Origin of the sequence: Pontibaca methylaminivorans, assembly GCF_900156525.1 — a bacterium.
Lineage (GTDB): Bacteria > Pseudomonadota > Alphaproteobacteria > Rhodobacterales > Rhodobacteraceae > Pontibaca > Pontibaca methylaminivorans.
This window is the reverse complement of sequence record NZ_FTPS01000001.1, coordinates 2,322,441-2,339,020: the sequence shown is the minus strand read 5'-3', so window position 1 is coordinate 2,339,020 and position 16,580 is coordinate 2,322,441. Positions and strand designations below refer to the sequence as shown.

Here is a 16,580-nt window from a genome sequence, read left to right as displayed (position 1 = left end):
GGCGACTGCACACGGCTCGTGTCGGGATCGCAGCGCGCCGGGCGCGAGCTCGGCTGGGTGCCGCGACGTTCGGACCCCGGGCAGATGATCGCCGACGCATGGCGCTGGCATCAGAGCGGCCATTACGAGACCTGATGGCGCAGGAGCCGCCGGCGCGTCTGCTCGACATCTCGCGTCTGATCAGCCGCGCGGGGCGGACGGCAACCGGGGTGGACCGGGTCGAGTGCGCCTATCTTGCGCATCTTGCCCGCCGCGAAGCGCCGCTTTTCCTGCTGTCGCGCCTGCCGGGCGGGCATGTGCTGATCGCGCCGCCCGAATGTGACGCACTGGCCGCGCGGCTTTCGGGCGCGATTCCCTGGGGCGCGCCGGACCTTGCCGCCCTGCTGCGCCCGAGGCGGCCGCGCCTGATGCGCCGCGCGGAAAGCGACCTGCGGCGGCTTGCCCATGCGCGCTGCGGGCGGGGCGGGCTTGCCGCGATGCTGCGCCGGCACCTGCCCGCGGGCAGCCATTATTTCAACGTCGGCCACGTCAACCTGACCCATGACGTGTTCGGCGCGCTGTCGCAGGCCGGGATGCCCGCCGCGGTGATGATCCACGACGCGATCCCGCTCGATTTCCCGCAGTATCAGCGCGAAGGGACGCCCGCGCGCTTTGCCGCCATGCTGGACCGGGTGCGGCGGCACGCCGGCTGCGTGATCTACAACTCCCGCCACAGCCGCGAGCGGGCGGAGTTCCACATGTCGCACCAGGGCACACCGCCGCCGGGGCTGGTCGCGCCGCTTGGCATCGACCCGGCGGTGCCCGACCCCCGCGCCCTGCCCGCGGGGCTGCCGCCCTCACGGCCCTATTTCGTCGCCCTCGGCACCATCGAGCCGCGCAAGGGCCACGGGCTTCTGCTTGATGTCTGGGACCGGCTCGCCGCCGATCTTCCGGCGCCGCCGATGCTGCTGATCTGCGGCAACCGTGGCTGGAACAACCACGACGTGTTCGCCCGCCTCGACCGGCTTGGCGCGGATGCCCCGGTGCGGGAGCTTGCAGGTCTTTCCGACGGGGCCGTCGCGGCGCTGCTCGGCGGCGCGCGCGCCCTGCTCTGCCCGAGCCGGGCCGAGGGCTTCGGCCTGCCCGCGGTCGAGGCGGCGGCCATGGGCACGCGAATCGTCTGCACCGACCTTCCCGCCCGCCGCGAAGTGCTCGGGGCGCTTCCGGTTTACCTGCCGGCAGAGGACTGTTATCAGTGGCGCGATGCGGTGATCCGCCTGACCGAAGACCGCGGTGCTGCTCCCGAATGTTTTCCGGCACCCGCCTGGGACGATCACTTCGGACTGGTTCTGAGTTGTTTTTGTGGCGGCACGGAAGTGTCCGCATGGTAACAAGTGCGATAGCCGGCTTTGCAGATGCCCGTGTCATACCGCCTGCGGATCGAGCGCGAAGCCGCACGTCTGCGCGCAAGATTGCGGCGGCGCGACCTCGCCCCGGTCGCGGACCGGACCGGGGCCATCCGCCGCGATGACCTGCTGCTGTTCTCGACCCTGCGCAACGAACAGGTCCGCCTGCCCTATTTCCTGAAATACTATCGCGACCTGGGGATCGGGCATTTCCTGATCATAGACAACGACAGCAGCGACGGATCGCGCGATTTCCTTGCAGCGCAGCCCGATGTCTCGCTCTGGCACACGCGGGCAAGCTATCGGCAGGCGCGGTTCGGGGTGGACTGGCTGAACGGGCTGCAGGCGCGGTTCGGTCATGGACACTGGTGCCTCGTGGTCGATCCCGACGAATTCCTGATCTATCCCTTCTGCGACAGCCGGCCGCTCCGCGCGCTGACCGACTGGCTCGACGCGTCCTCGATCAAATCCTTCGGGGCCATGCTGCTTGACATGTATCCGAAGGGAAAGCTGGATGCGCAGCCCTACCGGGCGGGGCAGAATCCGCTGGACATCGCCTGCTGGTTCGACAGCGGAAACTATACGCTCAAGCGCAATCCCATGTTCCGCAACCTCTGGATCCAGGGTGGGCCGCGCGGTCGCGTGTTCTTCGCCGACCAGCCCGCGCGCGCGCCGGCGCTGAACAAGATCCCGCTGGTGAAATGGGACCGCCGCTTTGCCTATGTCAGTTCGACCCACATGCTGCTGCCCCGCGGGCTGAACCTCGTCTATGACGAATGGGGCGGGAACAAGACCTCGGGGCTTCTGCTCCATACCAAGTTTCTGGACACGTTCGGCGCAAAGGCCAGGGAAGAACTGCATCGCAACCAGCATTACGCCGGATCGGTCGAATACCGGGCCTATGCCGAGGCACTCGCCGACGAGCCCGAACTCTGGTGCCGCTGGTCCGAGCAATATATCAACTGGCGCCAGCTCGAAATCCTTGGCCTCATGTCGAAAGGCAACTGGGCATGAGCCTTGGCGTGATCATGCTGGTGCATGATGCGCTCGGGCGCGCAGCACAGGTCGCCCGCCACTGGCGCGCCGCCGGCTGCCCGGTGGTGATCCATGTCGATGCGAACACCGGCCAGACGGATTTCGACGCGCTCCGCAGCGCGCTCGGGGATGACCCTCTGGTGCAGTTCTGCGAACGCCACCGTTGCGAATGGGGCACATGGGGGATCGTGGCCGCAACCCAGTCGGCGGCCGGGCTCCTGCTGGCCCGACACGGTGATCTTGGTCATGTGCTGCTGACCTCGGGCTCCTGCCTGCCGCTGCGCCCCGTTAGTGAACTGATTGCCTATCTCGCCCGCCATCCCGACACCGATTTCATCGAAAGCGCGACCACCGCCGAAGTCCCATGGACGGTTGGCGGGCTGGACGAGGAGCGGTTCACCCTGCGCTTTCCCTTTGCCTGGAAGAAACACCGCCGGCTGTTCGATTGCGCGGTGAACATCCAGCGCCGGATCGGGTGGCACCGCCGCATTCCCGCAGGCATCCGGCCGCACATGGGCAGCCAGTGGTGGTGTCTGACCGGCGCCACCCTCCGGGCGATCCTGACCGACCCGCGCCGGGCCGAATTCGAGCGCTACTTCCGGCAGGTCTGGATCCCGGACGAGAGCTATTATCAGAGTCTCGCCCGGCGCCACTCCGGGCGGATCGAAAGCCGCTCGCTCACCCTGTCGCGGTTCGACTTCCAGGGCAAGCCGCATGTCTTTTACGACGATCACCTGCAACTGCTGCGCCGGTCGTCCTGTTTTCTCGCGCGCAAGATCTGGCCCCATGCCGAGGGACTTTACCGCGCCTTTCTGGGCGACGGGCAGAAATCCCCCGCCCGCGCCGATCCGGCCCCGGCACGGATCGACCGGCTGTTTCTCAGGGCGACCGAACGCCGGACGCGCGGTCAGCCCGGGCTTTACATGCAAAGCCGCCACCCGAACCCCGGATGGGAAAACGGCCTGACCGCCGCGCCCTATTCGGTACTCGGCGGTTTTGCCGAGCTTTTCGACGATTTTCCGGGCTGGCTTGCGCGCGCCACCGCGGCCCGGGTGCACGGGCATCTGTTCGCACCCGGCCGCGCCGAATTCTGCGGGGGCGAATCCACCGTTCAGGGCGCGCTGAGCGACAGCGCGGCCAAGCGCGATTACGACCCCCGCGCCTTTCTGACCAGCCTGGTCTGGAACACCCGGGGCGAACATCAGGCGTTTCTTTTCGGCCCCCGTGACAATCAACAGATCGCGCCGTTCCTGGCGGCGGATCCGAATGCGCGGATCACGGTCATTCTCGGCGCCTGGGCGGTGCCGCTGTTCCGCTCGGCCCGCCCCTTTGCCGACCTGCGCCGCGAGGCGGCCGCCCTGCAGCGGATCGAAAGCGCGCACCTTGAGCTTCTGCGCCAGCCGCGGGCCGGCGCCCGGATCCGCGTCTGGAGCATGGCCGATTTCATCGAAGCCCCGCTCGAATCGCTGCAGGTGGTGATCGACAACATCGTTCCCGGCCCGAAACAGCACCTGACGCCGCTGCCCCGGCTGGTCGATCTCGACGGATTCGGGCAGTTCCTGCAGGACCTGCGCAACCAGGGCATGCACCCCTATCTGATGGGGGATTTTCCGCTCGAGCAAAAGCAGGACGCAGAATCCGAACCTTCCCGCAAACCTTATCTGGTGCATGAACAGTAATGCGTAACCCTTTTGATTATTTCATTGTTATTGCCGAAATGCGCACCGGGTCGAATTTCCTTGAGACCAATCTGAATGCGATCCCGGGGCTGACCTGCCATGGCGAGGCCTTCAACCCGCATTTCATCGGCCACCCCGGGGGCGAGGATATTCTCGGCCTCACTCGCGAGGCCCGCGACGCCGATCCGGCGAAGCTGGTCGAGGCGATCCGCTCGCAGCCCGGGCTCGGCGGGTTCCGCTTCTTTCACGACCACGACCCGCGGGTGCTGGAGATCGCGCTGTCCGATCCCTGCTGCGCCAAGATCGTGCTCACGCGCAATCCGCTCGACAGCTATGTATCGTGGAAGATCGCGCAGGAAACGGGCCAGTGGAAGCTGACCAATGTGAAGCGCCGCCGCGATGCCCTGGCCATGTTCGACGGGGTCGAGTTCGCCAGCTATGTGAGCCGGCTGCAGCAGTTCCAGATCCGGATCCTGAACCGGCTCCAGACCAGCGGCCAGACTGCTTTTCATCTGGCCTACGAGGATCTGCAGGAGGTCGAGGTGATGAACGGCCTCGCGAAATGGCTGGGGTCCGATCAGCGGATCGAGGCGCTCGACCGCAGCCTGAAGCCGCAGAACCCGGCGCCGACCCATGAAAAGGTGGCCAATCCCGACGACATGCAGGCCGCGCTTGGGGCAATCGACTGGTTCGATCTGGCGCGCACCCCGAATTTCGAGCCCCGCCGCGGCCCGGCGATTCCCGGCCATCTGGCGGCGGTGCGGACACCGTTGCTCTATCTGCCGATTCGCGGCGGGCCGCTCACAGAGGTCAGCCGGTGGCTCGCGGCGCTCGACGATGTGGAGGACGCCGCGCTTCTGACCGGAATGAACCGCCGCGATCTCAACCAGTGGAAGCGCGAGCGCCCGGGCCACCGCAGCTTTACCGTGCTGCGCCACCCGGCGGCGCGGGTTCATTCGGTCTTCTGCGAACGCGTTCTGTCGACCGGACCGGGAAGCTATGCGCGGATCCGCGAGACCCTGCGCAAGCATTTCCGCCTGCCGATCCCGCGCGACATGCCGGGCGCCGGTTACGACCTCGAGTCACATCGCCGCGCCTTTGTCGCATTTCTCGATTTTCTGCGCGCCAATCTGGCCGGGCAGACGGCGCTGCGGGTCGATGCGGCCTGGTGCACCCAGGCGCAGGCGCTGGCCGGTTTCACGGAATATGCAGCGCCCGATCACCTGCTGCGCGAGGATGAACTCGCAACCGCCCTGCCCGCCCTCGCGCGGAGCCTCGGGCATGACGCTGCGCCCGTTCCACAACGCGCGCAGGGCGACCGCCCCTTTGCCCTTGCCGACATCCATGATGACGAGATCGAACGCCGGATCAGCGACATCTACCGGCAGGATTACCTGCAGTTCGGCTTTGGTCCCTGGGCCGGCGGCTGACACCTTCCGGTGCCCGCGATCGGGGCGGCCCGGTCGCGGATCAGGCCGCGACCGGCTGCGATTCGGTCAGGATGGTGTAAAGCGTGCTGCTGTCGGGGTTGGCCCGCAGCTTGGCACAGAGCGCCGGGGCGCGCAGGGTTCTCGCCACCAGTGCCAGCGCCTTCAGGTGATCGACCCCGGCCTGTTCCGGCGCGAAAAGCGCAAAGACAATATCGACCGGTTGACGGTCCACCGCGCCGAAATCGACCGGCTTTTCCAGCAGGACAAAGGCGCCCGAGACGCGCTCCAGCCCCGGAATATGGGCATGGGGCAGCGCCACGCCGTGACCGACCCCGGTCGGGCCGAGCGCCTCGCGCGCGATCAGCGCATCCATCACCGGCGTCGCGTCGAGCCCGTAAGCCTCGCGCGCGAGCTCTCCGAGTTCGTGAAACAGCCGTTTCTTGCTGCTGACCGCGCCCAGCACCTTGACGGCCCGAGTGTCGAGTATGCCTGTCAGTTGCATGTCGTCCGCTCCGCGAAGGCGCCCCGCTTTCGGGGGCGCCGCAGGTTCCCGTTCTGTCAGGGGTCGATCCAGCCGATGTTGCCGTCATCGCGACGATAGACGACATTCACTCCGTTCTTGCTCTCGTTGCGGAACACCAGAACGGGTGCACCGGCAAGCTCCATCTGCATGACCGCCTCGCCGACCGAGAGCGAAGGGATTTTTGTTTCCATCTCGGCCACGATGATCGGCTGCAGCGTCTCCGGCTCGGCGGAACCGGTTTCCCCGTCCGCGTCGGAGGCGAGGATATAGGAGGATGCGTCCAGAAGTTCAACCGGCTCGCTGCGCAGGCGGTGGTGATCCTTGAGCCGGCGCTTGTAGCGGCGGATCTGCTTTTCCATCCGCGCGGCACAGTTGTCGAAAGCGGCATAGATCTCGACCGCGCTGCCCTTGGCCGTGGCATTCAGCCCGGTGGACAGGTGAATCGTGGCTTCGCAGACGAATTCATGCGCATTGCGCGAGAAAACCACCGAACCGAAGGTCGGCCGCATGGCGTATTTCTCGATTATGGCATCAAGCTCGGTCCGCACGTGAACCTGCAGCGCCTCGCCGATTTCGATCTGTTTTCCGCTGATCTGGTAACGCATGTGCTCTCCTTCTCAATGAATGGCCCCGGGAACCGATCCGCGTGCCCCGGGTCGCGTCAGGCGCCCGGCATGGCTGTGCGCGTCACCGGCATGATATTGAAATTTCATCCTGAACCAAACCCGTGGCGTCATCTGATTGAGGCAAGCTTGTGCGGCACTGTCAATGAAAAGGAACGCAGGCCCGCATCTTCGGGAGCCGCGCCCGCCCGGTTCGCATCAGGAAAAACGAAAGCTCTCGCCAAGATAGACCCGCCGGACATTCTCGTTCTCGACCACTTCGGCCGGGGCGCCGGACATCAGCACCTGGCCATCATGCAAGATATAGGCGCGGTCCACGATTTCCAGAGTTTCGCGCACGTTGTGATCGGTGATCAGCACGCCGATGCCGCGATTGCGCAGGTCCGCAACCAGGTGGCGGATGTCCGCGACCGAGATCGGATCGACCCCCGCGAAGGGTTCGTCGAGCAGCAGATAGCCCGGATCGGCAGCCAGGCAGCGGGCGATCTCGACCCGCCGCCGCTCGCCCCCCGACAGGGCAAGCGCGGGCGCGCGGCGCAGATGCTCGATCGAAAACTCGGACAGAAGCTCCTCGAGCCGCTCGCGGCGGCGGCGGGGCTCGCGGCAGCTGATGTCGAGAATCGCGGCGATGTTGTTCTCGACGCTCAGGCCGCGGAAGATCGACATTTCCTGCGGCAGATAGCCGATGCCAAGGCGCGCGCGGCGATACATCGGCAGCGCCGTGGCGTCGCGCCCGTCGATGGTGACGCGCCCCGCCTCGGGCAGGATCAACCCGGCGATCGCATAGAAGGTCGTGGTCTTGCCCGATCCGTTGGGTCCGAGCAGCCCGACCACCTCGCCACGATCGAGCGACAGGGACACGTCGCGGATCACCACCCGCTTGCGGAACGACTTGCGCAGATTCTCGACCCGGAGCCCGGACGACCCTTCGGTGACGGTAAGCCGGGGCTGCATCATCAGCGCTCCTCCGGGACCAGGATGGTCCTGACCCGTCCGGTGAGCCGCGCGGTGCCCTTTTCAAGGTCGAGGCTCATCCGCTCGGCCGAGATGGCGTTCGGCCCCTGGGTGAGCAGCACGTCACCTGTAAGCTCCACCTGCCCCGAGGCCACGTCGTAATCGGCCGCTTCCGCCTCGGCCGCGTCCGGCCCGTTCACGAGCGTCACACCGCCCCGCGCCTCGAGCCGGGCAATGGCGCGTTTCTCTTCGTCATAGATCACAAGAAGCCGCTCGGCCGCCATGCGCATCTCGCCCTGCCCGACCAGGACGTTGCCGGCATATTCGGCGCGCCCGTCCTGCTGGCTGACGTCGAGAGTATCGGCGGTGACCTCGATCAACGCCTGCGGATCGCCCCTGCCGCCAAAGGCGACCGTCGCCTCCTGCGCGGCTGTCGCGAGCGCGGACAGCATGAATAGAAGCGCCGCGAGGGCGCCGCGCATGGAAAGGCCGGACAGGGACAAGGGATCAGTCCTCCGCGAGTTTCGGATCGTATATCATTCGCACGCCGTCCTTGAAAAGGAGATGCACCGGCCCGCCCGGCTCGCGCGCGCCGATGGTCATGCTGCCGGCGGTCAGCCGCCCGGGCGGGCCACTACCCGAGACCGCGCCCGGCGCCTCGGCCTCGACCGTCTTCAGCCCGGTTTCGAGCCGCTCGGTCACGAGGCTGTATCCGGTCGAGGTGGTGATCCGCACATCGCCGTCGAACTCGGCCCGCTCCGCCTCGAGGTCGAAGCGCCCGCTGCGGGATGAAAAGCTGATCTCGCCACCGTCCGCCATGATGAAGCGCCCGGCCAGATCGCTCGCCGTGGCCGGCTCGTCCCGCCCCCCGCCCCGCAGGCGCGCGGCGCGCAGCAGGACTTCGTCGCCCTTCGGCGTCACGCCCGAAAACACCGGCTCGTTCACCTGCTGCCCGCCCAGCCGCTCGGCGATCTCCTGTTCGGAAAACGGAAGCGAGACGAGGTCCACCCCGCGCGACAGCAGGAACAGGGTCGCAAGGATCGCAAGCGCCGCCAGCGGCAGCAGAACCTTGAACACGGCAATGAGGCGCGAATAGCGATCCATGACCCGCGCTCCCCCGGCCTAGCCGAGCCCCGCGCGCAGGCAGTCGTGGATATGGATCAGGCCAAGCGGCCGCCCGTCGCCGCCCTCCTCGAGCGCGAAAAGGCAGGTGATCTTGTGCTGGTTCATCACCGCAACCGCAGTCTCGGCCAGCGCATCGGGAGCGATGGTCAGGGGATCGGCGGTCATTACCTCGCCCGCCTCATGCGACAAAAGCCCCTCCATCTTGCGCCGCAGGTCGCCGTCGGTGATGATTCCGGCAAGTCCGCCCCCCGCGCCAAGCACGCCGGCGACGCCGAATCCCTTGCGGCTGATCTCGATCAGCGCCTCGCTCATCGGCGTCGCGGCCGTGACCAGCGGCAGGGATTCGCCCGTGTGCATGAGGTCGCGCACCCGGCTCAGGCGCGCGCCGAGCTTTCCGCCCGGGTGGAATTCGCGGAACCGCTCGGGCGTGAAGGCGCGGTGCTGCATCAGCGCGACCGCCAGCGCATCGCCCAGCGCAAGCGTCATGGTGGTGGAGGAGGTCGGCACGATACCCGTGCCGCAGGCTTCCTCGGCGCGCGGCAGCACGAGCGCCACGTCGGACTGCTTGAGCAGGGTCGAATCCGCATTGCTCGCCACGCCGATCAGCGGAATCGCGAAGCGGCGCGTATAGGCCACAAGATCGGCAAGTTCGGGGGTTTCGCCCGAATTCGACAGCACCAGCACCACGTCGCCCTGCGCCATCATGCCCAGATCGCCATGGCTGGCCTCGGCCGGGTGCACGAAATGCGCCGGCGTGCCGGTGCTGGCGAAGGTCGCGGCGATCTTGCGCGCGATATGGCCGGATTTGCCCATCCCCGAGACGATCACGCGGCCCCGCGCCGCAAGCAGGAGATCGACCGCGCAGTCAAAGCTCGCGTCCAGGCTCGCCTCGAGCTGCCGCAGCGCCTCCGCCTCGATGCCGATCACACGGCGTGCGGTATCGACGAACCCGTTCATGAATGGGCGAAGATGTCGGTTTCGGGCCAGCCCTCGATGTCGAGCCGGGCGCGCATGGGCAGGAACCCGAAACAGGCGCGCGCGATTTCGCTGCGCCCCTCGCGTTCGAGCCGCGCATCCAGTTCCTCGCGCAGCCGATGCAGATAAAGCACGTCGGAGGCCGCATAGTCCAGTTGCGCGCCGGTCAGTTCGGCCGCGCCCCAGTCGCTCGACTGCTGCATCTTGGAGATGTCGATGCCCAGCAATTCCTGCGTCAGGTTCTTGAGCCCGTGGCGGTCGGTATAGGTGCGCACGAGCCGGCTCGCGATCTTGGTGCAATAGACCGGCGCGGCCAGCACGCCGAAGGCGTGAAACAGCGCGGCGATGTCGAAGCGCCCGAAATGGAACAGCTTGAGCACGGCGGGATCCTCGAGCAGCGCGGCAAGGTTGGGCGCCGTGCCCTGCCCCTTCGCGATCTGCACCAGATGCGCCACGCCGTCACCGCCGGAAAGCTGCACGAGGCACAGCCGGTCGCGATGCGGGTCGAGCCCCATGGTCTCGCAGTCGATGGCCACGACCGGGCCGAGAACGAGCCCGTCCGGGAGGTCGTTCCGATAAAGGTGATGTGTCAAGAACCGGCTCCCTCGCAGATGTGCTGCCGAGATATGCGCTTTGCCCGGTGAACTCAACCGCTCCCCGGCGGCAGGGACGGTTTCCGCCGGCCCGCCTCCGGCGTGCGAGCGCGGTCCCGGGAGGTGTTAGAGGCTTGTTAATGCCGCGTCCCTATCGTTGCCGCCATCCGCCGGGAACGAGGGGTGCCATGACCGACCGCAATGTCGCGCCGATCATCATCAAGCGCAAGAAGTTCGTCGTCGAGGGCGCCCATCACGGCGGTGCCTGGAAAATCGCCTATGCCGATTTCGTCACCGCGATGATGGCCTTCTTCCTGATCATGTGGCTGATGAACGCCACCACCGAGCAGCAGCGCAAGGGGATTGCCGACTACTTTTCCCCTTCGGTGCCGGTCAGCCGCGTTTCCGGCGGCGGGGAAAGCGCCTTCGGCGGCGACAGCATCTTTGCCGAGGATCGCCTGATCCACGACGGAACCGGGGCCACCATGCGCCATCCCGACAGCGCCATGCAGGCGCGCGGCGAAACCGGATTCGAAACCGCGCCCGAGGGGGCCGAGGACACCGACCCCCTGCGCGAGATCGAGGAACGGCTTCTCGGCCGGACCGGCGAGAGCCTGATCTCCGAGGAAATGCGCAAGCATATCGTCACCCGGGTGACCGACGAGGGGCTCGTGATCGAGCTCCATGCGAACGAAGGCGCTCCGCTGTTCGAGGCCGGCGCCGACACGCCGACCGAGATGATGCGCGACCTCGTCACCATGATCGCCGATGCCGCCGCACAGGTGAGGAACGGCGTCGCGATCGCGGGGCACATGCGCGCCCGCCCGGTCATGGTCCGCGACAATCCGGTCTGGCGGCTTTCGCTCGCGCGGGCCGAACGCAGCCGGGAACTGCTCCTTTCGTCGGGGATGGACGCGGCGCGCATCCGGCGCGTGACCGGCCATGCCGACCGCGCCCCGGCGACCGCGAATCCGATGGAGCGGCGCAATGATCGCATCGAAGTGATCCTGTTGCGCGGCGCGGCCGGATAGGGGCCGGAAAATAGGAACAATTTGACCGGTTAGCAGCGCGTTAAGCCACCGTGCGCTAGGATGGGTCCAACCGGAACAGATGTCACCGCAGGCCCGCGGACAGGGCCATGGGAAGGGAGTGCCATGACGATTTCCTCATCGCTGAGCGCCGGTGTGGCCGGGCTGAACGCCAACGCCACCCGGATGGCGGCCATATCGGACAATATCGCCAACTCGGCCACCTACGGCTACAAGCGCGCGGAGACGGATTTCCATTCGCTGGTGGTCGCCTCCTCGCGCGGCTCCTATACCGCCGGCGGCGTGCGCACCACCACGCAGCGCATGGTCGACCAGCGCGGGCCGCTCGCCTCCACCACCAACCCGACCGACCTGGCCGTGCGCGGCCGCGGCATGCTGCCGGTCGCGGCCCGCCACGAGGTGCGCCCGGGCGAGACTCCGCAGATGATGCTGACGACCACGGGCAGCTTCCGCCCCGACGAACAGGGCTACCTGACCACCCCGTCGGGGCTCGTGCTGCTCGGCTGGCCCGCCAGCCCGGACGGGACCATCCCGCCCTATTCCCGCGACAGCCAGGACGGGCTGCAGCCGGTGCGGCTCAACATGAACCAGCTTGCCGGCGAACCGACGACGCGCATCGCGCTCGGCGTCAATCTGCCCGCGCGCGAAAGCGAGGCCGGGGCTGCGGGAACGGTGCAGGAACTGCCGGTGGAATATTACGACAACCTCGGCAATGCCCGGTCGATCCATGTATCGTTCACCCCCACCGTGCCGGCGGGCGGCGGCGCCTCGAACGAATGGACCATGACGCTGCATGATTCGGCCTCCGGCGGGGCGGTGATCGGCGAATACACCCTGACCTTCGACGACAGCCGCACCGCCGGCGGCACGCTGGCACAGGTCACCACCGTTTCGGGCGGCGCCTATGATGCCGCCGCCGGCTCGATCATCGTCAACACGGCAAGCGGCCCGATCGAGATCGGGATCGGCCAGATCGGCGCGCCCGACGGGCTGACGCAGCTTGCCGGCAGTTTCGCGCCGCTCAGCGTCATGCGCGATGGTGCCCCCGTCAGCAAGCTGGAGCGGGTCGAGGTGGACGCGAACGGCTTTGTCCACGCCCTGTTCGATACCGGGCTCGTGCGGACGATCTATCAGATTCCGCTCGTGGATCTGCCCAATCCGAACGGTATGACCGCGCTCGACCGCCAGACCTACCTGCCCTCCCACCAGAGTGGCGCCTTTTATCTCTGGAACGCCGGTGACGGGCCGACCGGCGAGGTTCTGGGCTATGCGCGCGAGGAATCCGCCACCGATGTGGCCGGTGAACTGACCGCGATGATCCAGACCCAGCGCGCCTATTCCTCCAACGCCAAGGTCATCCAGACCGTTGACGAGATGTTGCAGGAAACCGCGAATCTCAAACGTTGACCCTGATCCGGAGCTGCGCCGATGACGATTTCCTCTGCCTTTCACAACGCCGCCAGCGGGCTTGCCGCCGCATCGCGAACGGCCCGGGTCGTGTCGGACAATCTCGCCAATGCGCTGACGCCGGGCTATGGGCGTCGCTCCGTCTCGCTTGCCGCCAACGGGCTCTCCGGCGGGGTGCGGGTCGTGGGCGTGGAACGCCATGTCGATCCGGCTGTCGTCGCCGACCGCCGGCGGGCCGATGCGGGCTTCGGTCACGCCAGCACCATCGCCACGTTCCATGACCGCTTCCAGGCGCTGCTCGGCATGCCGGACGCGCCCGATTCGCTCACGCAGCGGATCGCCGGGTTCGAAAGCGCCCTGATCGCGGCCGAAAGCCGGCCCGATTCCACGCTCCGCCTCGACGGCGCGGTGACCGCCGCGGCCGATCTCGCCGGATCGCTCGCCCGCGCCTCGGAGGGAATCGCCGGGATACGCAGCGACGCCGACCGCAAGATCGCGGAGCAGGTCACAGGACTGAATGCAGATCTTGAACATGTGCAGATGCTGAACCGCCGAATCGCCTCTGCGACCGCCAGCGGTCAGGATGCCAACGCCCTGCTGGACGAACGTCAGCGCGCTGTCGACGACATCAATACGCTGATCCCGGTCCGGATCGCCGAGCGCCCGAACGGGCAGATCGCGCTTTATACCGAGGGCGGCGCCGTGCTCCTCGATGGTGCGGCGGCCTCCTTCGGTTTCGATCCGACCCGCCATGTCACCGCGGAAATGACGCTGGAAAACGGCGCGCTCTCGGGGCTCACGGTGAACGGAAAGCCCCTCGACACCTCCTCCGGCGGCCAGATTTCCGGCGGCACCCTGGGCGCGCTTTTCGACATCCGCGACCGGCTCGGCCCGGAGGCGCAATCCGACCTCGACGCATTTGCGCGCGACCTGATCGAGCGGTTCCAGTCACCGGGCCTCGACCCGACGCTTGCGCCCGGCGCTGCGGGGCTGTTTACCGACGGGGGTGCCGCATTCGACCCGGCCAATTCCCCCGGCATCGCGGCCCGGCTCCAGCTGAATCCGGCGCTGACCCCCGAAACCGGAGGAAATTCCTGGCGGTTGCGCGCGGGCCTCGGAGCGGCGACCCCGGGAGAGCCCGGCGACAGCACCCTCCTTCAGGCCTTTTCCGCCGCGCTCACCGAGCGCCGGCCCGCAGCGACGGGCAATTTCGGCACCGGCCAGTTCACCGCCGCTGATCTTGGAAATGCGCTCCTGTCCTTCAGCACCCAGCGCGGATCCCGCGCCGACCAGGCGCTCGGCTTCGCTGCGGCCATGCAGTCCGAATTCACCCGCATCGAACGGGAACAGGGCGTCGACAGCGACGCGGAACTGCAGACCCTGATGCTGGTCGAACAGGCATTCGGCGCCAATGCCCGCGTGATCCAGGCGCTTGACGACATGATGGCAACATTGCTGAGGCTTTGACATGACCCCGACATCCATTGGCGATCTCGCCCTCGGCATGATGCTGCGAACGCGCAACGCCCAGATCAAGGCGCAGGCCACGACCCTGCTGCAAGAACTCACCTCCGGCCGGAAAGCCAGCCTTCCCGACCGTTTCGGCGGGGATCTTTCGCATCTTGCGGATATCGAACAGAACCTCACGCGCCTCTCCGCCTATTCGGTCGCGGCACGCGAAGCGGCCGCTTTCACCGATGCCGTGCAGCTTGGCCTCGCCGCTATCGACGGCACGGCGGACACGATCGGCTCGTCGCTGATCATCCTCACCCAGGCGACATCGCAATCGGAAGTGTCCCATGCCGCGCAACAGGCCCGCGAGGGACTGTCCACCGTCATCGCATCGCTGAACGGCAGCAGCGGCGGACGCAGCCTGTTTGCCGGCGCGGCCTCGGACAGCACCCCCCTGCGGCCGGCGGAGGAGCTTCTGGGCGCACTGCGCGGCGAACTGGCCGGGCTGACCTCCGCCGCCGAGATCGAGCAGGCCATGGAAAGCTGGTTCGACGACCCGCAAGGGTTCCGCGCCACGCTCTATACCGGCTCCGACAACGACCTGCCCGCCGTCGAGATCGCGGAGGGCCAGAAGGTCGCGCTCACGCGGCGCGCGGACGACCCGGTTTTCCGGGATACGCTGCGTTTTCTGGCCACGGCGGCGCTCGCCGACGATCCGGCGCTCACCGTGAACCAGTCCGAACGGGTGGCGCTCCTTACCGGCGCCGGCAACGGGCTGCTGAACAATCATCGTGCCTTGATCGAGACGAGCGCGGAAATCGGCGCCGCCGAAAGCCGGATCGAGGATGCGATGGCGCGCAACAACGCCAGCCGCAGCAGCCTTGAACAGGCGCGCAACGCGCTCGTCTCCGTCGACCGTTACGAAACCGCGACACGGCTGGAGGAGGTGCAGTTCCAGCTTGAAAGCCTCTATGCCGTGACGGTCCGCACGGCACATCTTTCCCTGCTGAACTTCCTGCGATGACGCGGTTTCTGGTCCTCCTCGCGACGCTTCTGATCGTGCCCCTCGCCGCCACGGCCAATGCCATCCGCGTGAAGGATCTGGTGGAATTCGACGGGGTCCGCGGGAACGATCTTGTCGGTTACGGGCTCGTGGTCGGCCTCAACGGCACCGGCGACGGGTTGCGGAACGCACCGTTTACCGAAGAGATCATGACCAATATCCTGGAGCGGCTCGGCGTCAACGTCACCGGCGAGCAATTCCGCCCCAAGAACGTCGCGGCGGTGATCGTGACCGCAAGCCTGCCGCCCTTTGCCCGGGTCGGATCGCAGATCGACGTGACCGCCTCGGCGATCGGCGATGCAAGCAGCCTGCTGGGCGGGACGCTGATCATGACGCCGCTCAACGCGGCCGATGGCCAGATTTACGCCGTGGCCCAGGGCACCATTCTCCCCGGCGGGGCGGTTGCCGAAGGTCAGGCAGCCTCCGTGACGCGGGGCGTTCCGACCTCCGGGCGCATTCCCGCAGGTGCCCGGGTCGAGCGCGAGATCGAGTTCGAACTGGCGTCGCTGTCCACCATCCGGCTTGCGCTGCGCGAGCCGGATTTCACCACCGCGAGCCGGATCGAGACGGCCATCAACAACGAATTCCGCAGCGCGGTCGCCACCATGCGCGATTCCGGCACCGTGGAATTCGGCATCGCCGCCAGCCGGGCGCGCTCCCCCGCCCATGCCCTGAGCCGCATCGAGAACATCCTGATCGAACCGCAGCGCAAGGCGCGGGTGGTCATCGACCAGAGTTCCGGCACCATCGTCATGGGGAGCGATGTCCGCCTGTCGCGTGTTGCCGTCTCGCAAGGAAACCTCACGCTCCGCATCGAAGAGGCGCCAGCCGTGGTGCAGCCGAATCCCTTCGCCCGCGGAGAGACCGTAATCGTTCCCCGGACCAATGCGGCGATGGACGAAGAGGAAGGCATCGCGCTTGCGGAACTACCGGACACCACCTCGCTGTCCGATGTGGTTGCCGGGCTGAATGCGCTCGGCGTGTCGCCCCGGGACATGATCGACATTCTCAAGAGCCTGAAAACCGCCGGCGCCCTGCATGCCGAATTCGTGGTGCAGTGATCATCGGCACGTTCATGTCCGGCACAACGACGAAAGGAACCTGACCAGACATCATCACCTTGAAACGCCGACGGAATCCCGCGCAAACCCCGCCCCGCATGGACCGCGCAATCGCCAAGGCCGTGAAACTTGCCCGCCACCGAGAGCATGGGGCGATTCGAAACCCGGTGCTGCGCCACAGCACGGGGCGAGCAGCAGCCGCGCGTGGAACGACGCCGATCCAACA

16 protein-coding genes and 1 pseudogene are annotated in these 16,580 nt (G+C 67.2%); 10 read left to right on the top strand and 7 right to left on the bottom strand.

Features of this window, described 5'->3' with window-relative positions; all coding sequences use genetic code 11:
- The 5 genes and pseudogenes from B0B01_RS13050 to B0B01_RS11350 form a co-directional block, all read left to right on the top strand.
- Positions 1-135, top strand: a pseudogene (locus tag B0B01_RS13050) (UDP-glucose 4-epimerase GalE); the annotation flags it as partial.
- Positions 135-1,370 carry a glycosyltransferase family 4 protein gene (locus B0B01_RS11365; RefSeq protein WP_143733049.1) on the top strand — a complete coding sequence of 412 codons (1,236 nt, stop codon included), beginning with the start codon at positions 135-137 and terminating at the stop codon, positions 1,368-1,370. The pseudogene B0B01_RS13050 and the gene B0B01_RS11365, both read left to right, overlap by 1 nt.
- 24 nt (positions 1,371-1,394) lie before the next feature.
- Positions 1,395-2,399, top strand: coding sequence for a glycosyltransferase family 2 protein (locus tag B0B01_RS11360; RefSeq protein WP_076650199.1), 1,005 nt, complete (start codon positions 1,395-1,397; stop codon positions 2,397-2,399).
- Positions 2,396-4,099 carry a DUF5927 domain-containing protein gene (locus B0B01_RS11355; protein ID WP_076649959.1) on the top strand — a complete coding sequence of 568 codons (1,704 nt, stop codon included), beginning with the start codon at positions 2,396-2,398 and terminating at the stop codon, positions 4,097-4,099. Before B0B01_RS11360 ends, B0B01_RS11355 begins: the two co-directional genes overlap by 4 nt.
- Positions 4,099-5,529: a sulfotransferase family 2 domain-containing protein gene (locus tag B0B01_RS11350; protein ID WP_076649958.1), complete on the top strand. Its 1,431-nt coding sequence runs from the start codon at positions 4,099-4,101 to the stop codon at positions 5,527-5,529. Before B0B01_RS11355 ends, B0B01_RS11350 begins: the two co-directional genes overlap by 1 nt.
- Positions 5,530-5,569: 40 nt before the next feature.
- Here B0B01_RS11350 and B0B01_RS11345 read toward each other — a convergent pair whose 3' ends face one another.
- The 7 genes from B0B01_RS11345 to B0B01_RS11315 form a co-directional block, all read right to left on the bottom strand.
- Positions 5,570-6,031, bottom strand: coding sequence for a PTS sugar transporter subunit IIA (locus tag B0B01_RS11345; protein WP_076649957.1), 462 nt, complete (start codon positions 6,029-6,031; stop codon positions 5,570-5,572).
- Positions 6,032-6,087: 56 nt separating this feature from the next.
- Entirely contained in the window at positions 6,088-6,657 is a 570-nt protein-coding gene (hpf, locus tag B0B01_RS11340) for a ribosome hibernation-promoting factor, HPF/YfiA family (protein WP_076649956.1), read from the bottom strand.
- A 216-nt stretch (positions 6,658-6,873) separates the two neighbouring features.
- Positions 6,874-7,632, bottom strand: coding sequence for an LPS export ABC transporter ATP-binding protein (lptB, locus tag B0B01_RS11335; RefSeq protein WP_076649955.1), 759 nt, complete (start codon positions 7,630-7,632; stop codon positions 6,874-6,876).
- Positions 7,632-8,132 (bottom strand): LptA/OstA family protein, encoded by a 501-nt coding sequence (locus B0B01_RS11330; protein WP_327082990.1) that lies wholly within the window; start codon positions 8,130-8,132, stop codon positions 7,632-7,634. Before B0B01_RS11330 ends, lptB begins: the two co-directional genes overlap by 1 nt.
- Positions 8,133-8,136: 4 nt before the next feature.
- Entirely contained in the window at positions 8,137-8,733 is a 597-nt protein-coding gene (locus B0B01_RS11325; RefSeq protein WP_076649954.1) for a hypothetical protein, read from the bottom strand.
- An 18-nt stretch (positions 8,734-8,751) separates the two neighbouring features.
- The gene (locus tag B0B01_RS11320; RefSeq protein ID WP_076649953.1) at positions 8,752-9,711 is read right to left on the bottom strand and encodes a KpsF/GutQ family sugar-phosphate isomerase; all 960 of its coding nucleotides are present in this window, start codon (positions 9,709-9,711) and stop codon (positions 8,752-8,754) included.
- Positions 9,708-10,322 (bottom strand): ribonuclease D, encoded by a 615-nt coding sequence (locus B0B01_RS11315; protein ID WP_076649952.1) that lies wholly within the window; start codon positions 10,320-10,322, stop codon positions 9,708-9,710. Before B0B01_RS11315 ends, B0B01_RS11320 begins: the two co-directional genes overlap by 4 nt.
- 188 nt (positions 10,323-10,510) lie before the next feature.
- On the opposite strand from B0B01_RS11315, the gene B0B01_RS11310 reads away from it, so the two are divergent.
- From B0B01_RS11310 to B0B01_RS11290, 5 genes are all read left to right on the top strand, one after another.
- Complete coding sequence (locus B0B01_RS11310) at positions 10,511-11,353, top strand: flagellar motor protein MotB (protein ID WP_076649951.1); 843 nt, start codon at positions 10,511-10,513, stop codon at positions 11,351-11,353.
- 123 nt (positions 11,354-11,476) lie between these two features.
- Positions 11,477-12,778, top strand: a complete 1,302-nt coding sequence (locus B0B01_RS11305) for a flagellar hook protein FlgE (RefSeq protein ID WP_076649950.1) — start codon at positions 11,477-11,479, stop codon at positions 12,776-12,778.
- Positions 12,779-12,799: 21 nt separating this feature from the next.
- Entirely contained in the window at positions 12,800-14,245 is a 1,446-nt protein-coding gene (gene flgK / locus B0B01_RS11300) for a flagellar hook-associated protein FlgK (RefSeq protein WP_076649949.1), read from the top strand.
- Position 14,246: 1 nt separating this feature from the next.
- The gene (locus B0B01_RS11295) at positions 14,247-15,254 is read left to right on the top strand and encodes a flagellin (RefSeq protein ID WP_076649948.1); all 1,008 of its coding nucleotides are present in this window, start codon (positions 14,247-14,249) and stop codon (positions 15,252-15,254) included.
- The gene (locus tag B0B01_RS11290; RefSeq protein WP_076649947.1) at positions 15,251-16,354 is read left to right on the top strand and encodes a flagellar basal body P-ring protein FlgI; all 1,104 of its coding nucleotides are present in this window, start codon (positions 15,251-15,253) and stop codon (positions 16,352-16,354) included. The genes B0B01_RS11295 and B0B01_RS11290 overlap by 4 nt, the downstream gene beginning before the upstream one ends.
- Positions 16,355-16,580: the final 226 nt, after the last annotated feature.

What these genes read in the sequence shown, in the direction of transcription:
- B0B01_RS11365 (WP_143733049.1), top strand. Translation starts at nt 135, where the DNA reads ATGGCGCAGGAGCCGCCGGCGCGTCTGCTCGACATCTCGCGTCTGATC.
- B0B01_RS11360 (WP_076650199.1), top strand. Translation starts at nt 1,395, where the DNA reads ATGCCCGTGTCATACCGCCTGCGGATCGAGCGCGAAGCCGCACGTCTG.
- B0B01_RS11355 (WP_076649959.1), top strand. Translation starts at nt 2,396, where the DNA reads ATGAGCCTTGGCGTGATCATGCTGGTGCATGATGCGCTCGGGCGCGCA.
- B0B01_RS11350 (WP_076649958.1), top strand. Translation starts at nt 4,099, where the DNA reads ATGCGTAACCCTTTTGATTATTTCATTGTTATTGCCGAAATGCGCACC.
- B0B01_RS11345 (WP_076649957.1), bottom strand. Translation starts at nt 6,031, where the DNA reads ATGCAACTGACAGGCATACTCGACACTCGGGCCGTCAAGGTGCTGGGC.
- hpf (WP_076649956.1), bottom strand. Translation starts at nt 6,657, where the DNA reads ATGCGTTACCAGATCAGCGGAAAACAGATCGAAATCGGCGAGGCGCTG.
- lptB (WP_076649955.1), bottom strand. Translation starts at nt 7,632, where the DNA reads ATGATGCAGCCCCGGCTTACCGTCACCGAAGGGTCGTCCGGGCTCCGG.
- B0B01_RS11325 (WP_076649954.1), bottom strand. Translation starts at nt 8,733, where the DNA reads ATGGATCGCTATTCGCGCCTCATTGCCGTGTTCAAGGTTCTGCTGCCG.
- B0B01_RS11320 (WP_076649953.1), bottom strand. Translation starts at nt 9,711, where the DNA reads ATGAACGGGTTCGTCGATACCGCACGCCGTGTGATCGGCATCGAGGCG.
- B0B01_RS11310 (WP_076649951.1), top strand. Translation starts at nt 10,511, where the DNA reads ATGACCGACCGCAATGTCGCGCCGATCATCATCAAGCGCAAGAAGTTC.
- B0B01_RS11305 (WP_076649950.1), top strand. Translation starts at nt 11,477, where the DNA reads ATGACGATTTCCTCATCGCTGAGCGCCGGTGTGGCCGGGCTGAACGCC.
- flgK (WP_076649949.1), top strand. Translation starts at nt 12,800, where the DNA reads ATGACGATTTCCTCTGCCTTTCACAACGCCGCCAGCGGGCTTGCCGCC.
- B0B01_RS11295 (WP_076649948.1), top strand. Translation starts at nt 14,247, where the DNA reads ATGACCCCGACATCCATTGGCGATCTCGCCCTCGGCATGATGCTGCGA.
- B0B01_RS11290 (WP_076649947.1), top strand. Translation starts at nt 15,251, where the DNA reads ATGACGCGGTTTCTGGTCCTCCTCGCGACGCTTCTGATCGTGCCCCTC.